This window comes from Actinomadura meyerae, assembly GCF_900188445.1.
GTDB lineage: Bacteria > Actinomycetota > Actinomycetes > Streptosporangiales > Streptosporangiaceae > Spirillospora > Spirillospora meyerae.
This window is the reverse complement of the sequence record NZ_FZOR01000011.1, coordinates 20,068-36,324: the sequence shown is the minus strand read 5'-3', so window position 1 is coordinate 36,324 and position 16,257 is coordinate 20,068. Positions and strand designations below refer to the sequence as shown.

Sequence of the window (16,257 nt, the reverse complement as noted above, 5' to 3'; positions counted from 1 at the left end):
ATGTGCCACGATGCCGCCTTTCTCATCGTGGCGGACGGGCGCGGGATCCTGCATTGCAACGACGCCCGGCTCACCGCCGCGCAGGCCCGCCGCGCCAAGCACCTCGCCGGCGACCGGCTCGACCTCATGGCGGTGCAGACGTCCGGGGCGTCCTGGCACCCGATCTGCTACGAGTACCCGGCGGCCGAGATGGCCGAGCTGTCCATGGCCAAGCGGATCTCCAAGCTGCGTTCGGTGCAGCGGCTCGTCCGGCAGACCGAGCCGGAGCTGGCCGTCCCGTTCGCGGGTCCGCCGTGCTTCCTGGACGCCGAGGTCGAGCACCTCAACTGGGTGCTCGGCCAGGCGGACGGCGCGTTCTGCGACCCGGAGGTCTCGACGGCGTGGCTGCGCGAGCACCTGCCGCGGCAGCGCTGGGACCACTTCCTGCCCGGCGACGCGATCGACCTGGACACCGGTGGGATCGCCCGCGACCCGGTCTCGGCGCGGTTCTCCTTCGCCGACGCCGACCGGCAGGAGTACCTCAAGCGGTACGCCGAGGACCGCGCGCCCGCCATCGCCGAGGTGCTCGCCGAGTACCCCGAACCGGGCCCCGACCTGTTCGACCGCTTCGCCGCCCACTTCACCTACCTGGGCGGCCTCAGCGACTACTTCCGCCGCCGCATCGCGATGATCGTCCGCTTCGAGGTGACCGGGCCGAACGGCGGGACCTGGGACGTCGACTTCACCGCGGACGGGGTCGCCGTGTCGGAGGCGGGCCCGGACGTCCGCCCGCACTACCGGATCACCACCGCCGGCCGCTGGCTGGACGCCGTCCTCACCGGCCGGATTGCCTGGGAGGACCTGCTCATCTCGTTCCGGCTCAGCCTCTACCGCGACCCGGACGTCTACAACGACCACCTGGTCGGCCTGCTCAAGCACGCCAACGCGCCCGCGCTCCAGGCCGTCGAGGCGTACGAGACCGGGCGGGACGAGTCGGAGCGCATCACGGTCGCCTGCGACGGCGCCCGCTACGACATCCCCCGCTACTGCCCGCACGCGGGCGAGGACCTGTCGGTCGGCGCCGTCGTCCGCGACGGCACGATCCACTGCCTGGCCCACAACTTCGCCTTCGACCTCGCCACCGGCGAGTGCCTCAACGCCAGGGCCGCCAACCTCACCAGCCGCCGACTCGCCTAGAACCCACGGCCGCCACGGGCCGGGCGTTCCGCGCCGCCCGGCCCGCAGTGCTGCCGGCGGCCCGCCGTCCGGCGGGCGCGCGACACGCGGGCGCACTGTAACAACGTGGTCACGTCTTGTGCGCGAGGAGGCGTTCAGGCCCGGCCTGTAGATCATTTTGTGTTAGGTTTGACCTGCGTTTTTGGGGGGTTCGATAGGGGTGCGGGGCGTGGACCGCAAGAAGCTCGGCCTGCTGGCCGTCGCGTTCGTTCTGCTCGTCGGTGTGCTGGAGATCGCGGCCCTGAAGATCGGGTCGTTCGACTTCCCGGTGCCGTCCGGCGCCGAGCATCCGGCCGTCGCCGACAACCCGGGCGGCGGAGGCTAGCCCCGCCCGCCTCTGAACCCGGTCGTTCGATCGGCCCGGTCAGCTTCCGAGGTTGCGGGCGCGCATCATGCTCTGCAGGTCGGGGTGCTTCCCGCCGGTCGCGTCGGCGAGCGTGGGGCAGGCCCACTCGTCCTGGCGGCCCCAGGAGTAGGAGATCTCCAGCGGCGGGCGCGGCGCGAGCCGGTCCCAGCGGGCGAGGATCTCGCGGAACTGGGTCCGCGTCGGCAGCCAGTACTTCTTGTCGCCCTTGCTGCAGCCCTGCCCGAACGTCTGCAGGACGGGCGCGACCCTGGCGCGCGGGATGCCGGCGGCGTCCGCCATCCGGACCATCCGGTCGATCGCCCCGATGTCGCAGCGCTCGCGGGTCTCGGCCGACCCCTTGCACGGGTACGGGTCGAGCCCGACCAGGTCGACGCCGACGCGTTTCGGCGCGAGCGGCTTCATCGGCCAGTCGGTCAGCGAGATGAACGAGACCTGGCCGGGCGCGTGCCGCTCGATGTACTCGGCGCGGCGGCGGATCTCCCCGGCGATCCCGGGGCAGTCGCCGGGGTTCGGCTCGTCCGACAGGTACCAGCCGTACACCTTCGGGTCGCGCCCGAACCGCCGCACGGCCCGCTGGAACGCCTCCCAGTCGAGTTCGAAGCCGCCGCAGGTGAAGTTGCCGACCCACAGCAGCGCCTGCATCCCGGCGGGGACGCCGGCGACGAGGGCCTCGTCGGCCTTCACGTCCACCAGGTCGTAGCCGAGCGATCTCAGCCGCGGGTAGTCGGCGGGCTGGGTGTTCAGCGCGATCCGCCGCGTCTGCGGCGGATGCGCGGCGGTCGTGCCGGGCGAGGCGAGCGGCCCCCGGTAGGGCTCGTACCCGGCCTTCCGGTGCCCGACGTAGAAGAGGAACCCGGCGACCAGGACGACCGCGGTCACGATGGCCCAGATCCGGAACCGGACGTCCCGGATGTCCATGCTTCCTCCCCGATTTCGGCTGGTCAGGCGGCGGAGCCGGGCTCCTCCGCGGGACGGACGGGCGGCTCGGCCCCGGCCGCGTCCCGCCGCAGCGGCGGCAGCGGCGGCACCGGGATGCCGAGGATGTGCTTGACCGTGTCCCACAGCGCGCCGAACGTGGCGCGCATCGACGGGTCGCGCAGGTAGACGGCGTCGACCGCGACCCGCGCCGGCACGATCCGGGTGATGTAGTTGTCGAGGTCGACCTCCTCGTCCGGCCCGAGGACGTCGAAGTCGCGGAGCCGCACCTCCGAGACGCCGGTCAGGCCGGGCCGGTGGTCGAAGACCCAGCGGCAGTCGGCGGCGTAGTGGACGGCGAGGTCGTAGGTCTCCGGGCGCGGCCCGACGAGCGTCATCTGGCCGCGCAGCACGTTCACGAGCTGCGGCAGCTCGTCCAGCGACCACTGGCGCAGCAGCTTGCCGACCCGGGTGAGGCGCGGGTCGCAGTTGGCGGTGACGGTGAGGCCGCCGACGCCCTCCCGCATGGTCCGGAACTTGTACATGGTGAACGGGCGCCCGCCCTGCCCGACCCGCGTCTGCCGGAAGACGCCGGGCCCGGGGCTGGACAGCCGCACCAGCAGGTAGATGAGCAGCAGCGGGACGCTGAGGAGCAGCAGCCCGGTGACCGCGCCGGCGATGTCCAGCGCGCGCCGCGGCCTGGACGGCGCGATCCCGCCGGACGGTTCGAGGGGACGGCTCGCAAGCTCGGACATGATCACCCCTTGGGTTCGGAGACGGGTGGTCTGCGGGTCGCGGGGGCATCGGTCGCGGGGGTATCGAGAGCAACGTTCGTGACGGGCGGGTTCGTGACGCGCTGGTTCTTGACGTGCTGGAACCACACCAGCAGCGCGGCCGTGGTGGCGACGAAGGACAGCGACGTGGCGACGGCCGCGCCGGTCGCGCCGTGCGCCGGGATGAGCACGGCGCCGAGGACGACGACGACCAGCAGCCCGATGCCCTGCCCGGTGGACGCGGCGCCGGGCCGTCCCACCCCGTACAGGTAGGCCATGATCAGCCCGGTCACGCCGAACGTGACGACGCCCGCGAGCCGGATGTAGGTCGGCACGACCGCGTCGTCGAACACGTCCCCGAACACCCAGGGCAGCGCGGTCCCGGCGATGAGCGCGAGCGGCAGCGCGGCGATCGCCGACACCGCCAGCGCGGGCAGGATCAGGCGGGAGGTCCGCTTCGTCGCCGTCTCCCGGTCCTCCTTGGCGAAGTCGGGGTACAGGACGTAGTTGACGGCGAGCCCCGGCAGCTGCACCAGCTCGGCGAACTTGCTCGCGACCGTGTAGACGCCGAGCACCTTCGGCCCGGCGAGCGCGCCGAGCAGCGCCATGTCGAACCGGAGTTGCAGCAGGTCGATGAACTGGCCGAGGTAGCCGCGGAACCCGTACCCGGCGATGGAGCGGCCGAGGCGCCGGTCGGCGCGTCCCCACCCGGAGAAGAAGCCGCGCCGGGCGAGCCGCCGGACGATCCACGCGGCGGCGGCGATGTCGGCGAGCACCAGCCCGGTGATCAGCGCGCCGGGCCCGTACCAGCCGGTCAGGATCACCAGGTAGATGGGGAGGAACACGAACTCCTCGACGGCGATGGCGAGGCTCGCGCCGTGCTGGTCGTCCGTCCCCTGGAGCAGGCCCTTGCCGACCGACACGAAGCCCTGGGTGAACGACGGCGCGGCGGCGGCGACCGCGACCCAGAGCCCGAACGACTTGAAGAACACCAGGTAGAGCAGAGGGCTGAGGGCCAGCCACCCGATCCCGGACAGGGTCGCGCCGATGACGGTCAGCCAGGCGAGGGTGGGCCGCACCCGGCGCTGGTCGTAGTCGGCGCGGGCGAGGAAGAAGGGCGCGGCGCCGGGCAGGCCCGCGCTGGACAGCTGGCACAGCAGCCCGGGGAGGATCCGGACGAGCGTGAACGCGCCGACGAGCTTCGGCCCGCCGACCCGCGCGACGAGGATCGTGGCGATGCCGAGCGAGCCGAGCGCCCCGATCCGTCCCGCCATGTTGCCCGCGACGAGCGCCAGCAGCCGCCGCCGCAACCGCGACTCCGCACCCGCTGCGGACACGGACGCCTGGCTGTCGGCGGGGGACTGGGTGCCGGTCATCGGGCGCGCTCCCTTCCGAACAGATCCAGCGCGGCTATCAGGCCGAAGAACGCCCAGCCGTGGCGGTAGTGGAGGGTCTCGTAGAAGAGTCCGGAGATGAGGAAGACGGCGACGAGCGCGCCGAACAGTTCGGGCCGGGGGACGAGCCGCGCGTACTCGCCGGCCAGGGCGCCGCGGCGGGCGATCCGCACGCACTTCAGCAGCAGGACGTACACCAGGGTGATGAGCGCGATCCCGCCGAGGAACCCGCGTTCCAGGACGGCGGCGACGTAGTCGTTGTGCGCCTCCCGTACGTATGTCTCCTGCCGCACCAGCATCTGCTTCTCGGTCTGGCCGGGCCCGATGCCCCACGGGTGCGGCTGCGCGTCGATCATCTGGAGGGTGGTGGCGAGGACGGTGCTGCGCGAGTTGGTGCTCTCGCCGGTCGTCCGGCCGATGGAGTCGCGCAGGATCGGGGACGCCTGGCTCGCCCGGTCCAGCAGCGGCTGGATGTTCACCGCCGACACGACGGTGACGGCGGCGCCGCCGAGGAACACCGCGAGCGCGCCGACCGCGATGGCGTGGTGCGCCTTGCCCTCGCGGAACAGCCGGAAGAGGTAGCCGAGCAGGACCGCGATGGACAGCGCGAGCAGCCCGCCGTTGGAGCCGGTGAGGAGCTCGGCGGTGAGCAGGACGCCGCAGACCGTCCAGCGCTTCCAGGGCGTCCCGGGGAAGCGGCTCGCGCGCGCGATGAAGAAGATGCAGATGAACCAGTTGGACGCGTAGTTGGCGTCGCCGAACGTGAACATGGCGCGCTCGCCGTCGACCTGCTTGCCGGACAGCGCGTCGATCCCCAGCACGAAGCCGGCGATCATGACGACGGCGTAGCAGGTCCCGATCCAGACGAACGCGCGGAGCGCGAGCCGCAGCAGGGACGTGTCGCGGCCGAAGTTGGCGATCGCGACCGCCCACAGCAGCACGAACAGGTCCTTGACCAGCGTCAGCGCGCCCGCCTCGTTGACGATCGCGGCGATGCCGCCCGCGATGATCGTCAGCAGGGTGGGGATGAGGAACGGCCAGTGGATCGGCCGCCTCCGGGTGCCCGCCCACAGCAGCAGCGTGCCGGTGACGGCGACGAGCGCGAGGTCCGGCAGGCCCGTGTTGCCCGGCCCCGGCGGCAGCCCGGCCGGCATCAGCATCGGCAGCGAGGCGATGCCCGCGACGGTCATCACGGCCGTCAGCCGCGTCCCGCGCTTCAGCGGCGCGGACGCGGCACCGGCCCCGGCCGCGGGGCGCGGCGGGGCGGGCGGGGCCTCGATGGTCGATGTCATGGGCGCGCGGAGTTCCCTCGGTAGGTCTCGTCGAGGACGGTCCCGAGGTGCTCCGGCGAGAACCAGGGGCCGACCCGGGCGCGGGCCCGCTCGGCCATCCGCGCGGCGGCGGACGGGTCGTCCAGCAGCGCCGACACCGCGGAGGCGAGCCCCTCGGGGTCCTCGGGACGGACGAGCATGCCCGTCTCACCGGCGAGCACCAGATCCTGGTTGGACGGGACGGCCGTCGCGACCAGCGGGATCCCCGCCGCGATCGCCTCGACCAGCACGCACGGGAGCCCCTCCCAGCGGCTCGCCATCGCCATCACGTCGAAGGCGGGCAGCACGCCGGCGACGTCGTCGCGGTGCCCGAGCCAGCGCATCCGCTCGGTGATGCCGAGCTTCGCGGTCAGCTTCGCCAGCTCGCCGGCCATCGGCCCGCCGCCGACCCACAGCCCGAACACGTCGTCCGGCAGCCGCGCGATCGCCTTGGCGAAGACCTCGGGGCCCTTCTGGAACGTCAGCCGCCCGACCGACCCGACGACCTTCACACCGAGGGGGAGGTCGAGGCGGCGGCGGGCCTGCGCGCGGGAGCCGGGCGCGGCGGCGTAGGCGGTCACGTCCACCGCCGGCCACGACAGCCGCACCCGCTCGGGCGTGGTGAGCCCGAGCCGCAGCGCCGTCGTCACCGTCTCCGACCCGATCGCGAGGAACGCGTCGGTGCGCTTGGCGGCGATCCGTTCGAGACCTATGTATATACGTCTCCGCGCCCACGACTGGAACTCGTTGAACGGGAACCCGTGCCAGGTGTGCACGATGCGCGGGACCCCGGCGCGGGCGGCGGCGACCCGGCCGATCACGCCGCCCTTCGCGCTGTGGGTGTGGACGACGTCGTAGCGGCCCTCCGCCAGCACCCGGGTCAGGGTGCGCAGCGCGGCGACGTCGTCGCGCGGCGAGATCTGCGGCACCAGCGGCCCCACCTGGACGATCTCCATCCCGGCCGCGTGCGCGGCGGGAGTGAGGTCACCGGCGGCGGCGTTGGCGACGGCATCGTCCCCGTAGAGGACGCTGTTTCCCGTGGACGCTGCCGTGCTGTCCATGCCGACGCCGCCGGTGACGATCGCGCGCTCGTAGCCGCCGTCCGGGAGGGCGAGCGCGCCGTTCAGCGCGACCTGCCCGGCCCCGCCGTTGAAGCGGGTGATCACCGTGGCGACTCTGAGCTTGCCCGTGCCGGGCTTCCTCGTGCTGGTCATGCGCACCTCACAGGCCGGGCGGGGCGGGGTCGCACCCCGCGCCGCAGAGGCAGTTCGGCCCGGGCGGCGGGGCGCCGGACGGCTCCGCCCGCCGGACCGGGTGGTACTCGGGGAGCAGCCGGCGCAGCAGCAGCCGCACCGCGTCGCAGTCGCCGGAGCCGGCCGCGGCCTCCAGCTCGTCCAGCAGCTGCGGGAGCCCGGCGGGCGGCGCCGCGGGACGGGTCGCCCAGATCTTCGGGTGCGCGGTGCGGATCCGGCGCTCGGAGTCGGCGAACGCCTTCTCCGCGAGCTTCTCGCCCGGCCCGAGCCCGCTGAACCGGATCGTCACCTCCGGCAGCCGGAGCTGCTCGGCGTACCGGTGCACGAGCTCCACCACCGGGACGGGGCGGCCCATGTCGAGGACGAACGTCTCCGCCTCCTCCGCCATCGCCGCCGCCTCGATCAGCAGCCCGGCCGCCTCCTCCACGGTCATGAAGTGCCGCGCGACCTCCGGGTGGGCGATCGTGACGACCTCGCCGGAGGAGATGCGGTGCGCGAGCACGGTCAGCAGCCGGCCCGCACCGCCGATGACGTTGCCGACGCGCACGGCGGCGAAGCAGGTCGGGCCGGGCGTTGCCGTGCGCAGCAGCAGCTCCCCGAGCCGCATCGTCGCGCCGAGTACCGAGGTCGGGTCGGCGGCCTTGTCGGAGGAGACGAACACCAGCCGCTCCGCGCCGTGCCGCACCGCCGCGTCGATCACGTGCCGGGTGCCGAGGACGTTGTGCGCGGCGCCCCGGCACGGGTCGCGTTCGAGGTCGGCGAGCTCGTTGCGTCCGGCGGTGTGGAAGACCAGGTCGGGACGGGCCGCCGCGACGACCTCGCCGACCCGGTCGGCGTCCCGCACGTCGGCCTCGGCGAGCGTGCCGGGGTCCACGCCGTGCCGGGCGAGGTCCCGGCCGAGGTCCGCCAGGCCGTCGCCGTCCCGGTCGAGCAGGCACAGCGCGGCCGGTTCGAGCAGCCCGACCTGGTGGCACAGCGCCCGGCCGACCGTCCCGCACGCCCCCGTGACCAGTACCCGCCGGCCGCGGACCAGCCGCCGCCCGCGATGCGGCGCCATGGCCACCTCGTCCCGCCCCATCAGCAGGGCGAGCGGGCTGGCCGGGGCCGGCGCGGGCGCCGCTGGTCCGCGGCGCGGCAGGAACCTCCGCACGGTCAGCTCCGCGTCCGCAGGGCCTCGGTGAGCGCGGTGACGACGCGATCCAGGCCGTCGTCGGTCAGCCCGGGGTACAGCGGGAGCGACAGCAGCTCCTCGCCGACCCGGTCGGTCACGGGCACCTGCGCGCACTCCTCGGCGCCGAGGATCTCCTGGTAGGCGGTCATCTGGTTCGCGGGGATGAAGTGGACGGACGTCGCGACGCCCGCCGCCTCCAGGTCGGCGCTGACCGCGTCCCGGTCCCGGACGCGCACCTGGTAGAGGTGCCAGGCGTGCTGGATCCCGTCGAGGTTCCGCTGCGGGAGGACGAGCCCCGGCAGGTCGCGCAGCGCGGCGTCGTAGCGGGCGACGATCGCGGCGCGCCGCTCCTGCCAGCCGGGCAGCGCCGCGAGCTGCGCCCGCCCGATCGCCGCCTGCACGTCGGTCATGTTGGCCTTCAGCCCGACCGTCTTCACGTCGTAGCGCCAGCTTCCGCCCGGCAGGTACCGCTTCCAGGAGTCCTTGCTCATCCCGTGCATCCGCATCGCGCGGACCCGGTCGGCGAACTCCTGGTCGCCGGACGCCACCGCGCCGCCCTCGCCGATCGGCATGTTCTTCGTCGCGTAGAAGGAGAAGCACGCCGCGAACGACTCCGACCCGACCCGCTTCCCGCCGCGCGCCGCGCCGGGACCGTGCGCCGCGTCCTCGACGACCCGCGTCCGGTCGAGCCCGGCCGCCGCCGCGAGCGCCGGCACGTCCACCGGGTAGCCGCCCTGGTTCTGCACGATCATCGCCGCGGGGTCGCAGCGGCGCGCCGCCGCCGCGACCGTCTCGGGGCTCGGGACGAGCGTGTCCTCGTCGATGTCGACCAGCACCGGCCGGTGCCCCGCGTGCAGGATCGCGTTGATCGCGCCGCAGAACGTCAGGCTCGGCGTCAGCACCGCCGAGCCGGGCGGCAGGCCGAGCGCGCGCAGGCTGAGCTCCAGCGCGGTGGTGCACGAGGCCACCGCGACGACGTGCGCGGCGCCGAGGTGGTCGGCGAACTCCTGCTCGAACGCGGCCGTCTGCGGGCCCGTCGTGATCCAGCCCGAGTCGAGCACCTTGACGACCGCGTCGGACACCTCGCCGGACACCGACGGGATCGTGAACGGGACGGACGAACTCATCTGGCTACCCCCTGCTCCTGCGGGACGGGATCTTGCGGGTCGCGCCGACGACGCCGAGCAGCGGCCAGCCGGACGCGGCGACCAGGTCGCGGACCGTCTCCAGGCCCGCCACCCGCGTCACCGGGCCGACCAGCACGATCACGCCGACCTCCTCGTCCGACCCCGGATCGATGTCCTCGAACGCGTGCACATGACAGAGCCGGCGCACCGGGACCGGCTGGGTGATCTCCGAGGGGGACACCTGCGCGGACTTCTTCGCCATGACGGCGGTCCCCCCGCCGGCGCGGACCACCGACGTGCTCTTGCCGCCGCCCGGCCCGCTGCTGTTGGACGACGGCTCGCCGCCGTCCCCGCGGGTGGTCCCGCTGCCGCCGCCGGGTTCGTCGTCGTCGCCGGCACGGGCCGTGACGAGCTTCGTGTCGTCCCCGTACACCGCGGACGCCACCGCCGACACCAGGTCCGGGGGCAGGGGGCCGGGCGCGCCGACCAGGGCGACCCGCCCGACCCCCTCCTTGCGCGCCGCCAGCCGGATCCGCCGCCCGAGGTCGGCGAGCCCCCCCGGGCCCCGGTCGGCCCAGCCGAGCAGCGGCACCCCGAGCCGCCGCGCCACCCGCCGCTGCCCGGGGATCGTCGGACGGGCCATCTCCGTCACCACCGCGATCAGGATCCCGCCGATCAGCCCGACCAGGCCCGCGATCGACGCCATCATGACCACCGGGTTCGAGCGCGGCGCCAGCACCGCCGGCTGCACCACCGACGCGGTGCCCGCCGTCGACAGCTGCGTCTGCAGGTCCGAGCGGTTCGCGCGCAGGTCGGTCAGCTCCGCCTGCACCCGCTCGCGCTCGTTCATCGCGTCGATGTCGGGGTTCGGCTGCGCGTTCGCCCGCCGCGACAGCGGGCCGAGCCGGCGCTCCAGCTCCCGGATCCGCTTGTCGATGCCGTCCATCTGCCGCTGGATCGACCCCTGGTTGGAGTCGTTGATCTCCCGGACGACGGCGGCGCCGATCGCGTCCGCGAGCCGCCGCGCCACGTCCGGGTCCGGGTCCTTCACCGACAGCTCGACGATTGTGGACGTGCCGAGCCCGGTCACCTCGATCGCCTTGGCGGTCTTGGTGGTCGACCGGTCCACCCGCTGGTTCCGCAGCACCTCGCGGAGCAGGTTCTCCGTGGTCGCGAACGCCTTCACCTGGCTGACCACGATCGACACGCCCGCGTCGCCGGGGGCCGCGTCGGTGGCGCGGCTGCTGGCCTGCAGCCGCGACTTCGCGACCGCCGGCGGCTCCTGCCCGCTCATCACCAGGCCCACCAGCACCAGCGGGACGACCGTCATGACCAGCAGAAGCGCCCAGTAGCTGCGCATGACCCGCGCCGCGACCTCATCGATCTCCACGATCTTCCCCTCCGGCTTCGTCACGGCGAGCGTAGGAAGGGGGCGAGCCGGGGCAATCGCGCAAAAGACGACCCCGATCTACGCCTTTTGCACCAGTGGGCGAAGAGCGGCCGGACGCGGGGGCGGTCGCGGATCAGCCGCCGGGCCGCATGCCGGCCCGCATCGCCAGCGTGATCGCCTCCAGCGCCGAGTGCAGGCCGAGCTTCGCCAGCAGGTTCTGCGTGTGCGTCCGGACGGTGTTGGCCGACAGCCCCAGCCGCTCGGCGATCTCGCCGCGGTTGAGGCCGTCCACCATGCACTGCAGGACCTCGCGCTCGCGCGGCGTCAGCTCCGCCAGCGGCTCCCCGCCCGGTTCCCCGCCGTCCCGGACGAGCGCGCGCAGCAGGTCGCCGAGCAGGTCCGGCGGGATCCACCCGCCGCGCCGCGCCGCCGACCGGATCACCCGCGCGACCAGCTCGGCGCTCTCGGTCTTCTCCAGCCACCCGACCGCGCCGAGCCGGACGGCCCGCACCATCGCGTCGAGGTCGCTCACCGCGGTCAGCACCACGACCCGCACGTCTGGGTGGTCGGCGCGGAGGCGGTCCAGCACGTCCAGCCCGCTCTCGTGGCCGAGCATCAGGTCGAGGACGAGCACCCGCGGGCGCTCGGTGGCGGTCAGCGCGAGCGCGCGCCGCACGTCGTCGGCGATCGGCAGGATCACCAGGTCGGGTTCGCGCCCCAGCCGGGCCGCGAGGGCCTCGGCGAACAGCGCGTGATCGTCCACGATGAGGACGCGGATCGGTTCCATCCACCGACGATGACGGCTCGGCGCGCCCGGCGGATCCTGCAAACGCTGTACTCGCGGCACGGAAGGGGGAGAGAACCGCGCGCGGACGCGACGGCGGGCCGCGCGGTTCACCGGCGTCCGGACCCGGTCACCTTGCGTACGGGACATTGACCGTCCGCGACCGCCTGCGGATCCTGTGGCTGTCATTTCAGGGGACGCACTGGCCGCAGGGGAAGCCACATGAAAGTGCTGATCACTGGGGGAGCCGGGTTCATCGGCAGCACGATCGCCTCCGCCTTCGCCGAGCGCGGCATCACGCCGGTCGTGCTCGACAGCCTCGTCACCGGCCGCTCGGAGTTCACCGCGGGGAAGATCTTCTACCAGGGCGACATCGCCGACGGCGACCTGGTCGACCGGATCTTCCGCGACCACCCCGACATCATCGCGACCGTCCACTGCGCCGCGCTGATCGTGGTGCCCGACTCGATGGCCGACCCGCTGCGCTACTACCGGGTCAACCTGTCCAAGACCCTCGACCTCGCCGGCCACCTGGTGCGCAACGGGCGGAACCGGATGATCTTCGCGTCCACCGCCGGGATGTACCGTCCCGAACCCGACCTGTCGGTCACCGAGACCTCGGTCCTCGACCCGCAGAACCCGTACACCCGCTCGAAGATGATGGCGGAGCTGCTCCTGCAGGACTTCTGCAAGGCGTACGACTTCCGCGTCATCTCGCTGCGCTACCTCAACCCGATCGGCGCCGACCCGCGGCTGCGGACCGGCCTGCAGAGCAGCAAGCCGACGCACGCCCTCGGCAAGATGATCGAGTGCTACGGCCTGGGCGTCCCCTTCAAGATCACCGGAGTGGACTGGGAGACCCGGGACGGCACGGCGATCCGCGACTACATCCACGTCTGGGACATCGCCCGCGCCTTCTACGAGGCCGCCACCCGCTTCGACTCGATCATCCCGCCGGTCGGCGAGCACGCCCGCTACGAGGTGATCAACCTCGGGACGGGCGACGGCACCACCGTCCGCGAGCTGGTCGCCGCCTTCCGCGAGGTCGTGGGCGACGGCTTCGTCGCGGAGGACGCCCCGGCCCGCCCCGGCGACGTCGTCGGCGCCTACGTCAACCCGGCCAAGGCGTGGGACCTGCTCGCCTGGAAGCCCGAGTACACCATCGAGGACGCCATCCGGCACTCCCTCCAGTGGGCCGAGCGCCGCCGCGAACTCGACGTCGCCTGACCCGGACCCGAGCCGACATCCGATCCGAGCCTGATCCGAGCCTGATCCGCCGCCCCGCCCGCCGGGCCGTCCTCCTTCCGCCGGAGGGCCCGCGTGCGGGGCGGCCTGGCGGCACCCGCCGGCACCCGCGTGCCGGCGGGTGCCGCCATCGTGCTTAAAGAGGGCGATAGTCACTTTATGTATTCATTTGCCTACACACCGTTATGATGGCCTCTGTTCTGTGCGGGTGAGTCAGGCGTGTGGGCTGAGGAATCATGGAGCAGGCATGGCGAAGCAGGTATGTCCGGATCATCATGGTGTCCGCGGTGGTGCTGGCCGCCGCGGCGACGGCGATCGTCCTGGAGGGGCGGGCGGACGCCGGTAGCGCGTGCGGATGCGCCGCCGATCCGTCCTGCTCGTGGATGTCGAGCGGCCTCCGGCCGAACCACTCCCCGTTCGCGGGCTGGCGGTTCGCGGCGCCCGGAGGCGGTGCAGCCGACTGGGACGATGTCCAGCGGCACGCTTTCTCGCTACCGGTGGACGGCGACGGCTTCGTATTGAAGCTCAGCTTTTACCGCGGCCTTGGCGGCGGCGTGACGAGTTCATTTACTCGGAACGGTCTGGCTTTCACTTTCGAAGGCGGAGCCGGAGTCGGCGGGTCCTTTTCCGTGGGCTCGGCGGCGGGGCAGCCCGAGGCGGGTCTGGCTTTCGAGGCGCGGGCCTCGACGAGCGGAAGGCTGAGCTTCGTCAGGCCGCCCGACTTCGGTGTGACAGTTTCCCGTCATGGCGTGATGCGGGGATATATGGACGCCAAGACGGGCAATTTCCGTACGCGCTTCAGGACGAAGCCGATATCGCTGGCGAGGGGACGGGCTCAAGGGCACGCCGGGTCGCCGGTGACCCGGCGGTCGTGGAGCCTCGGCACCGAGTTCAAGCTCGCCACGACCTACACGGTGCGGGTCCCCTGGGGCGGTCTGCTCGACCTGTGGACGGAGGTGTTCGGGACCGTCCCCGGCCGGGCACCGCCCGTGCCGCCTCCGGATCTCGCCGGGTACGTGGCCGTACCGGACCGTGCCCCCATGAGGCCCTCCCTGGGCGTCGACCTGCGGTGGAACGAGCCGCAGGCGGCGGCGCCGGCGGGGCTGCGGGCGTCCTACGAGCGCCGGACACCGGCGGGAAACCGGAGGATGCGCTGCACACGCCCGCGCACATGGGCGACACCGTCGCGGGCGGGCGCGGGCAAGGCCCCGTCCCGCCTCGTGCGGGGCGACCGGGAACCCTCCGGAACCGGCGTGCAAACCGGCCGGCGTGGCCCGCACTGCCCGGACATCGGACGCGGTGACCTGTAATTCCGACATTACTGCCGATCTGCAAAACGGCAGCAAGTCGGTTTTGCGGGCGGGCGATCGCGCAGAAAATATCGGCCACCCGTATTCAGCTCGATGCAATCATCTTGTTATGATCAACTAGTTCGCAGCGCTGCGAACCAGGTTCCAAAAAAGGGGGAAAAGGAATGAAACGCATAGCTCGTGCGTCGGCAGTCATCGCGGTCGCGGTCGGCGGCAGCTTCCTGGCCGTGCCCGCCGCCTCTGCGGAGACCGGCCCGCCGCAGCAGATCAACATCTACATCAAGCCGCGCTACGTGGTCGAGAACGGCCCCGGCGACCTCAACTACGCCGAGGTCGTCAAGTCGCCGCACGCCTCGCCGAACCTCGGGAACAAGCCCGTCACGACCGGCGACATCAAGCCGAAGATCAAGGGCAACCACCACAGCCCCGTGGTCATCGAGGTCGAGGGCCCCGAGCAGGACTCCGGCGAGGCGGAGGGCGCCGAGGCCGCGGAGAGCACCGAGGCCGCCGAGGGCGCGGAGGCCGCCGAGGCCGCCGAGGGCGCCGAGGCCGCGCAGCCGGGTCAGGCCGCGGAGGGTGCCGAGGCCGCGCAGCCGGGCCAGCCGGCGCAGCAGGGCGAGGCCGCTGAGGCAGCGGAGGGCGCTGAGGCCGCGGAAGGTGCCGAGGCCGCGGAAGGTGCCGAGGCCGCGCAGCCGGGCCAGCCGGCGCAGCAGGGCGAGGCCGCGGAGGGCGCTGAGGCCGCCGCGCCGGAGGCCGCGCAGCAGAACGCCGCGCAGCAGGAGGCCGCCCAGCCCGCCGCGCAGGACCAGGGCCAGGCCGCCGAGCAGGCCAAGCCCGAGCAGCTGAGCGCTGCCCCGGAGGCCGCGCAGCAGAACCAGGCCGCGCAGCCGGACCAGGGCGTTCAGCAGGGCCAGGCTGCGCCGCAGGTCTAGGTGGAGCCGCAGGGCAGACCGTGATCCGGTCGAAGAGCCCTCTCATGACGGCACGGGCCGTCTGATCGGCTCGCTCGCCGCCGTCGCGGCGGCGAACACCGAAGCCAGGGTCATGCCCCGCTGATGGACATCAGCGGGGCATGACCTCATCCGCACCGGCCGGTGCGGACCCGGAAAGACCCCCCTCCGGGATGTGTCCTAACCTGATCGCGGCGCACCGCCCGCCGTGGCGACGCGTCCGAGAATCAGCCCGTCCGGCTTTCCACCCTTCCGCCGGAAGCCCGGACGGGCTGTGTCCACCCCGGCTCCCGCCTCCGCCACCTGAACCCCGCCCGCGTCATGATCGTCATAGTGGGACGGAACGGGCACGGGAGGCGATCGTGGAAGCGGTACTGCTCGGAGCACTGGGGCTCGTCTGGTTGATCGTCCGCTTCGGAGTGGGCATCGCCGGCCTGGTGGTGGCGCTGAAGGTGCGCCGCACCGCGCCCCGGGCCGGAGCCCTGCTGGCGTCCGGGTTCGGCTGCAAGATCGCGGCCGGTGTCCTCGCCGTCCTCGCGCCCATCGCCGGATGGCTGAGCCTGGACACGGACCAGAACTCGGCGGCGATCGTGCTGACCGGCACGCTCGCCCTCCTCAGCGACATCGTGACGGTCGCCGCGCTCGGTCTGATCTTCGCGGGCTTCCTCGGCCGGCTCCGCCGCCCGCGCCCGGCACCGCACGTCACCGGCCTGACGGGAGCGCGCTGATGGAGGGCATCATGCTCCTCGCCGACACCGTCGTGGGGATCTTCTGCGGCATCGCGGTCCTCGCGGGCGGAGTCGTCCTGCTCACCGCGGGCCGGGGCGAAGGCCGGGCGTCCGGCGCCGGTTTCGTCGTCCTGGCCGCCGGAACCCTAGCCGGTTCCCTCACCACCCTGATCCTGAACGTCCTGGAAGGACGGCGAGGATCGTTCGCTGGTGCCTTCACCATCCACATGGCCGTCCAGCTCCTGTGCGAGGCGGTCGGTTGGACCCTCCTGCTCGTCGCGACGAACCGCCTCCGCAAAACACCCCCACCACCCCACTGACAGAG

General features: G+C 73.0%; 16 protein-coding genes. 7 read left to right on the top strand and 9 right to left on the bottom strand.

What is annotated here, in order from left to right; all coding sequences use genetic code 11:
* The first annotated feature begins 27 nt into the window (after positions 1-27).
* Both CHF16_RS13715 and CHF16_RS40260 read left to right on the top strand, forming a co-directional pair.
* Entirely contained in the window at positions 28-1,176 is a 1,149-nt protein-coding gene (locus CHF16_RS13715) for a Rieske (2Fe-2S) protein (protein ID WP_245868456.1), read from the top strand.
* Positions 1,177-1,384: 208 nt separating this feature from the next.
* Complete coding sequence (locus CHF16_RS40260; RefSeq protein ID WP_179271522.1) at positions 1,385-1,540, top strand: hypothetical protein; 156 nt, start codon at positions 1,385-1,387, stop codon at positions 1,538-1,540.
* Between the two features lie 39 nt (positions 1,541-1,579).
* Here CHF16_RS40260 and CHF16_RS13710 read toward each other — a convergent pair whose 3' ends face one another.
* From CHF16_RS13710 to CHF16_RS13670, 9 genes are all read right to left on the bottom strand, one after another.
* A complete protein-coding gene (locus CHF16_RS13710) occupies positions 1,580-2,500 on the bottom strand; it encodes a hypothetical protein (protein WP_089326395.1) in 921 nt (306 codons plus the stop codon).
* 23 nt (positions 2,501-2,523) lie between these two features.
* Positions 2,524-3,252 carry a sugar transferase gene (locus CHF16_RS13705; RefSeq protein ID WP_089326394.1) on the bottom strand — a complete coding sequence of 243 codons (729 nt, stop codon included), beginning with the start codon at positions 3,250-3,252 and terminating at the stop codon, positions 2,524-2,526.
* Positions 3,253-3,254: 2 nt separating this feature from the next.
* On the bottom strand, positions 3,255-4,646 hold the full coding sequence (locus CHF16_RS13700; RefSeq protein WP_089326393.1) for a lipopolysaccharide biosynthesis protein: 1,392 nt from the start codon (positions 4,644-4,646) through the stop codon (positions 3,255-3,257).
* The gene (locus CHF16_RS13695) at positions 4,643-5,956 is read right to left on the bottom strand and encodes an O-antigen ligase family protein (protein ID WP_089326392.1); all 1,314 of its coding nucleotides are present in this window, start codon (positions 5,954-5,956) and stop codon (positions 4,643-4,645) included. Before CHF16_RS13695 ends, CHF16_RS13700 begins: the two co-directional genes overlap by 4 nt.
* Positions 5,953-7,188, bottom strand: coding sequence for a glycosyltransferase (locus tag CHF16_RS13690; RefSeq protein WP_089326391.1), 1,236 nt, complete (start codon positions 7,186-7,188; stop codon positions 5,953-5,955). Before CHF16_RS13690 ends, CHF16_RS13695 begins: the two co-directional genes overlap by 4 nt.
* Positions 7,189-7,195: 7 nt before the next feature.
* Positions 7,196-8,377 carry a polysaccharide biosynthesis protein gene (locus CHF16_RS13685; protein WP_089326390.1) on the bottom strand — a complete coding sequence of 394 codons (1,182 nt, stop codon included), beginning with the start codon at positions 8,375-8,377 and terminating at the stop codon, positions 7,196-7,198.
* Positions 8,378-8,379: 2 nt separating this feature from the next.
* Positions 8,380-9,525: a DegT/DnrJ/EryC1/StrS family aminotransferase gene (locus CHF16_RS13680; protein ID WP_089326389.1), complete on the bottom strand. Its 1,146-nt coding sequence runs from the start codon at positions 9,523-9,525 to the stop codon at positions 8,380-8,382.
* A 4-nt stretch (positions 9,526-9,529) separates the two neighbouring features.
* Positions 9,530-10,939: a YveK family protein gene (locus CHF16_RS13675; RefSeq protein WP_089326388.1), complete on the bottom strand. Its 1,410-nt coding sequence runs from the start codon at positions 10,937-10,939 to the stop codon at positions 9,530-9,532.
* A gap of 109 nt (positions 10,940-11,048) precedes the next feature.
* The gene (locus CHF16_RS13670) at positions 11,049-11,702 is read right to left on the bottom strand and encodes a response regulator (RefSeq protein WP_179271521.1); all 654 of its coding nucleotides are present in this window, start codon (positions 11,700-11,702) and stop codon (positions 11,049-11,051) included.
* 219 nt (positions 11,703-11,921) lie between these two features.
* On the opposite strand from CHF16_RS13670, the gene galE reads away from it, so the two are divergent.
* The 5 genes from galE (at position 11,922) to CHF16_RS13645 (ending at position 16,252) form a co-directional block, all read left to right on the top strand.
* On the top strand, positions 11,922-12,926 hold the full coding sequence (gene galE, locus CHF16_RS13665) for a UDP-glucose 4-epimerase GalE (protein WP_089326386.1): 1,005 nt from the start codon (positions 11,922-11,924) through the stop codon (positions 12,924-12,926).
* Positions 12,927-13,180: 254 nt separating this feature from the next.
* A complete protein-coding gene (locus CHF16_RS13660) occupies positions 13,181-14,254 on the top strand; it encodes a hypothetical protein (protein ID WP_089326385.1) in 1,074 nt (357 codons plus the stop codon).
* A 164-nt stretch (positions 14,255-14,418) separates the two neighbouring features.
* Positions 14,419-15,186: a hypothetical protein gene (locus CHF16_RS13655; protein ID WP_089326384.1), complete on the top strand. Its 768-nt coding sequence runs from the start codon at positions 14,419-14,421 to the stop codon at positions 15,184-15,186.
* A 380-nt stretch (positions 15,187-15,566) separates the two neighbouring features.
* Positions 15,567-15,932, top strand: a complete 366-nt coding sequence (locus CHF16_RS13650) for a hypothetical protein (RefSeq protein ID WP_089326383.1) — start codon at positions 15,567-15,569, stop codon at positions 15,930-15,932.
* Complete coding sequence (locus tag CHF16_RS13645; protein ID WP_089326382.1) at positions 15,932-16,252, top strand: hypothetical protein; 321 nt, start codon at positions 15,932-15,934, stop codon at positions 16,250-16,252. Before CHF16_RS13650 ends, CHF16_RS13645 begins: the two co-directional genes overlap by 1 nt.
* The last annotated feature ends 5 nt before the right edge of the window (positions 16,253-16,257 follow it).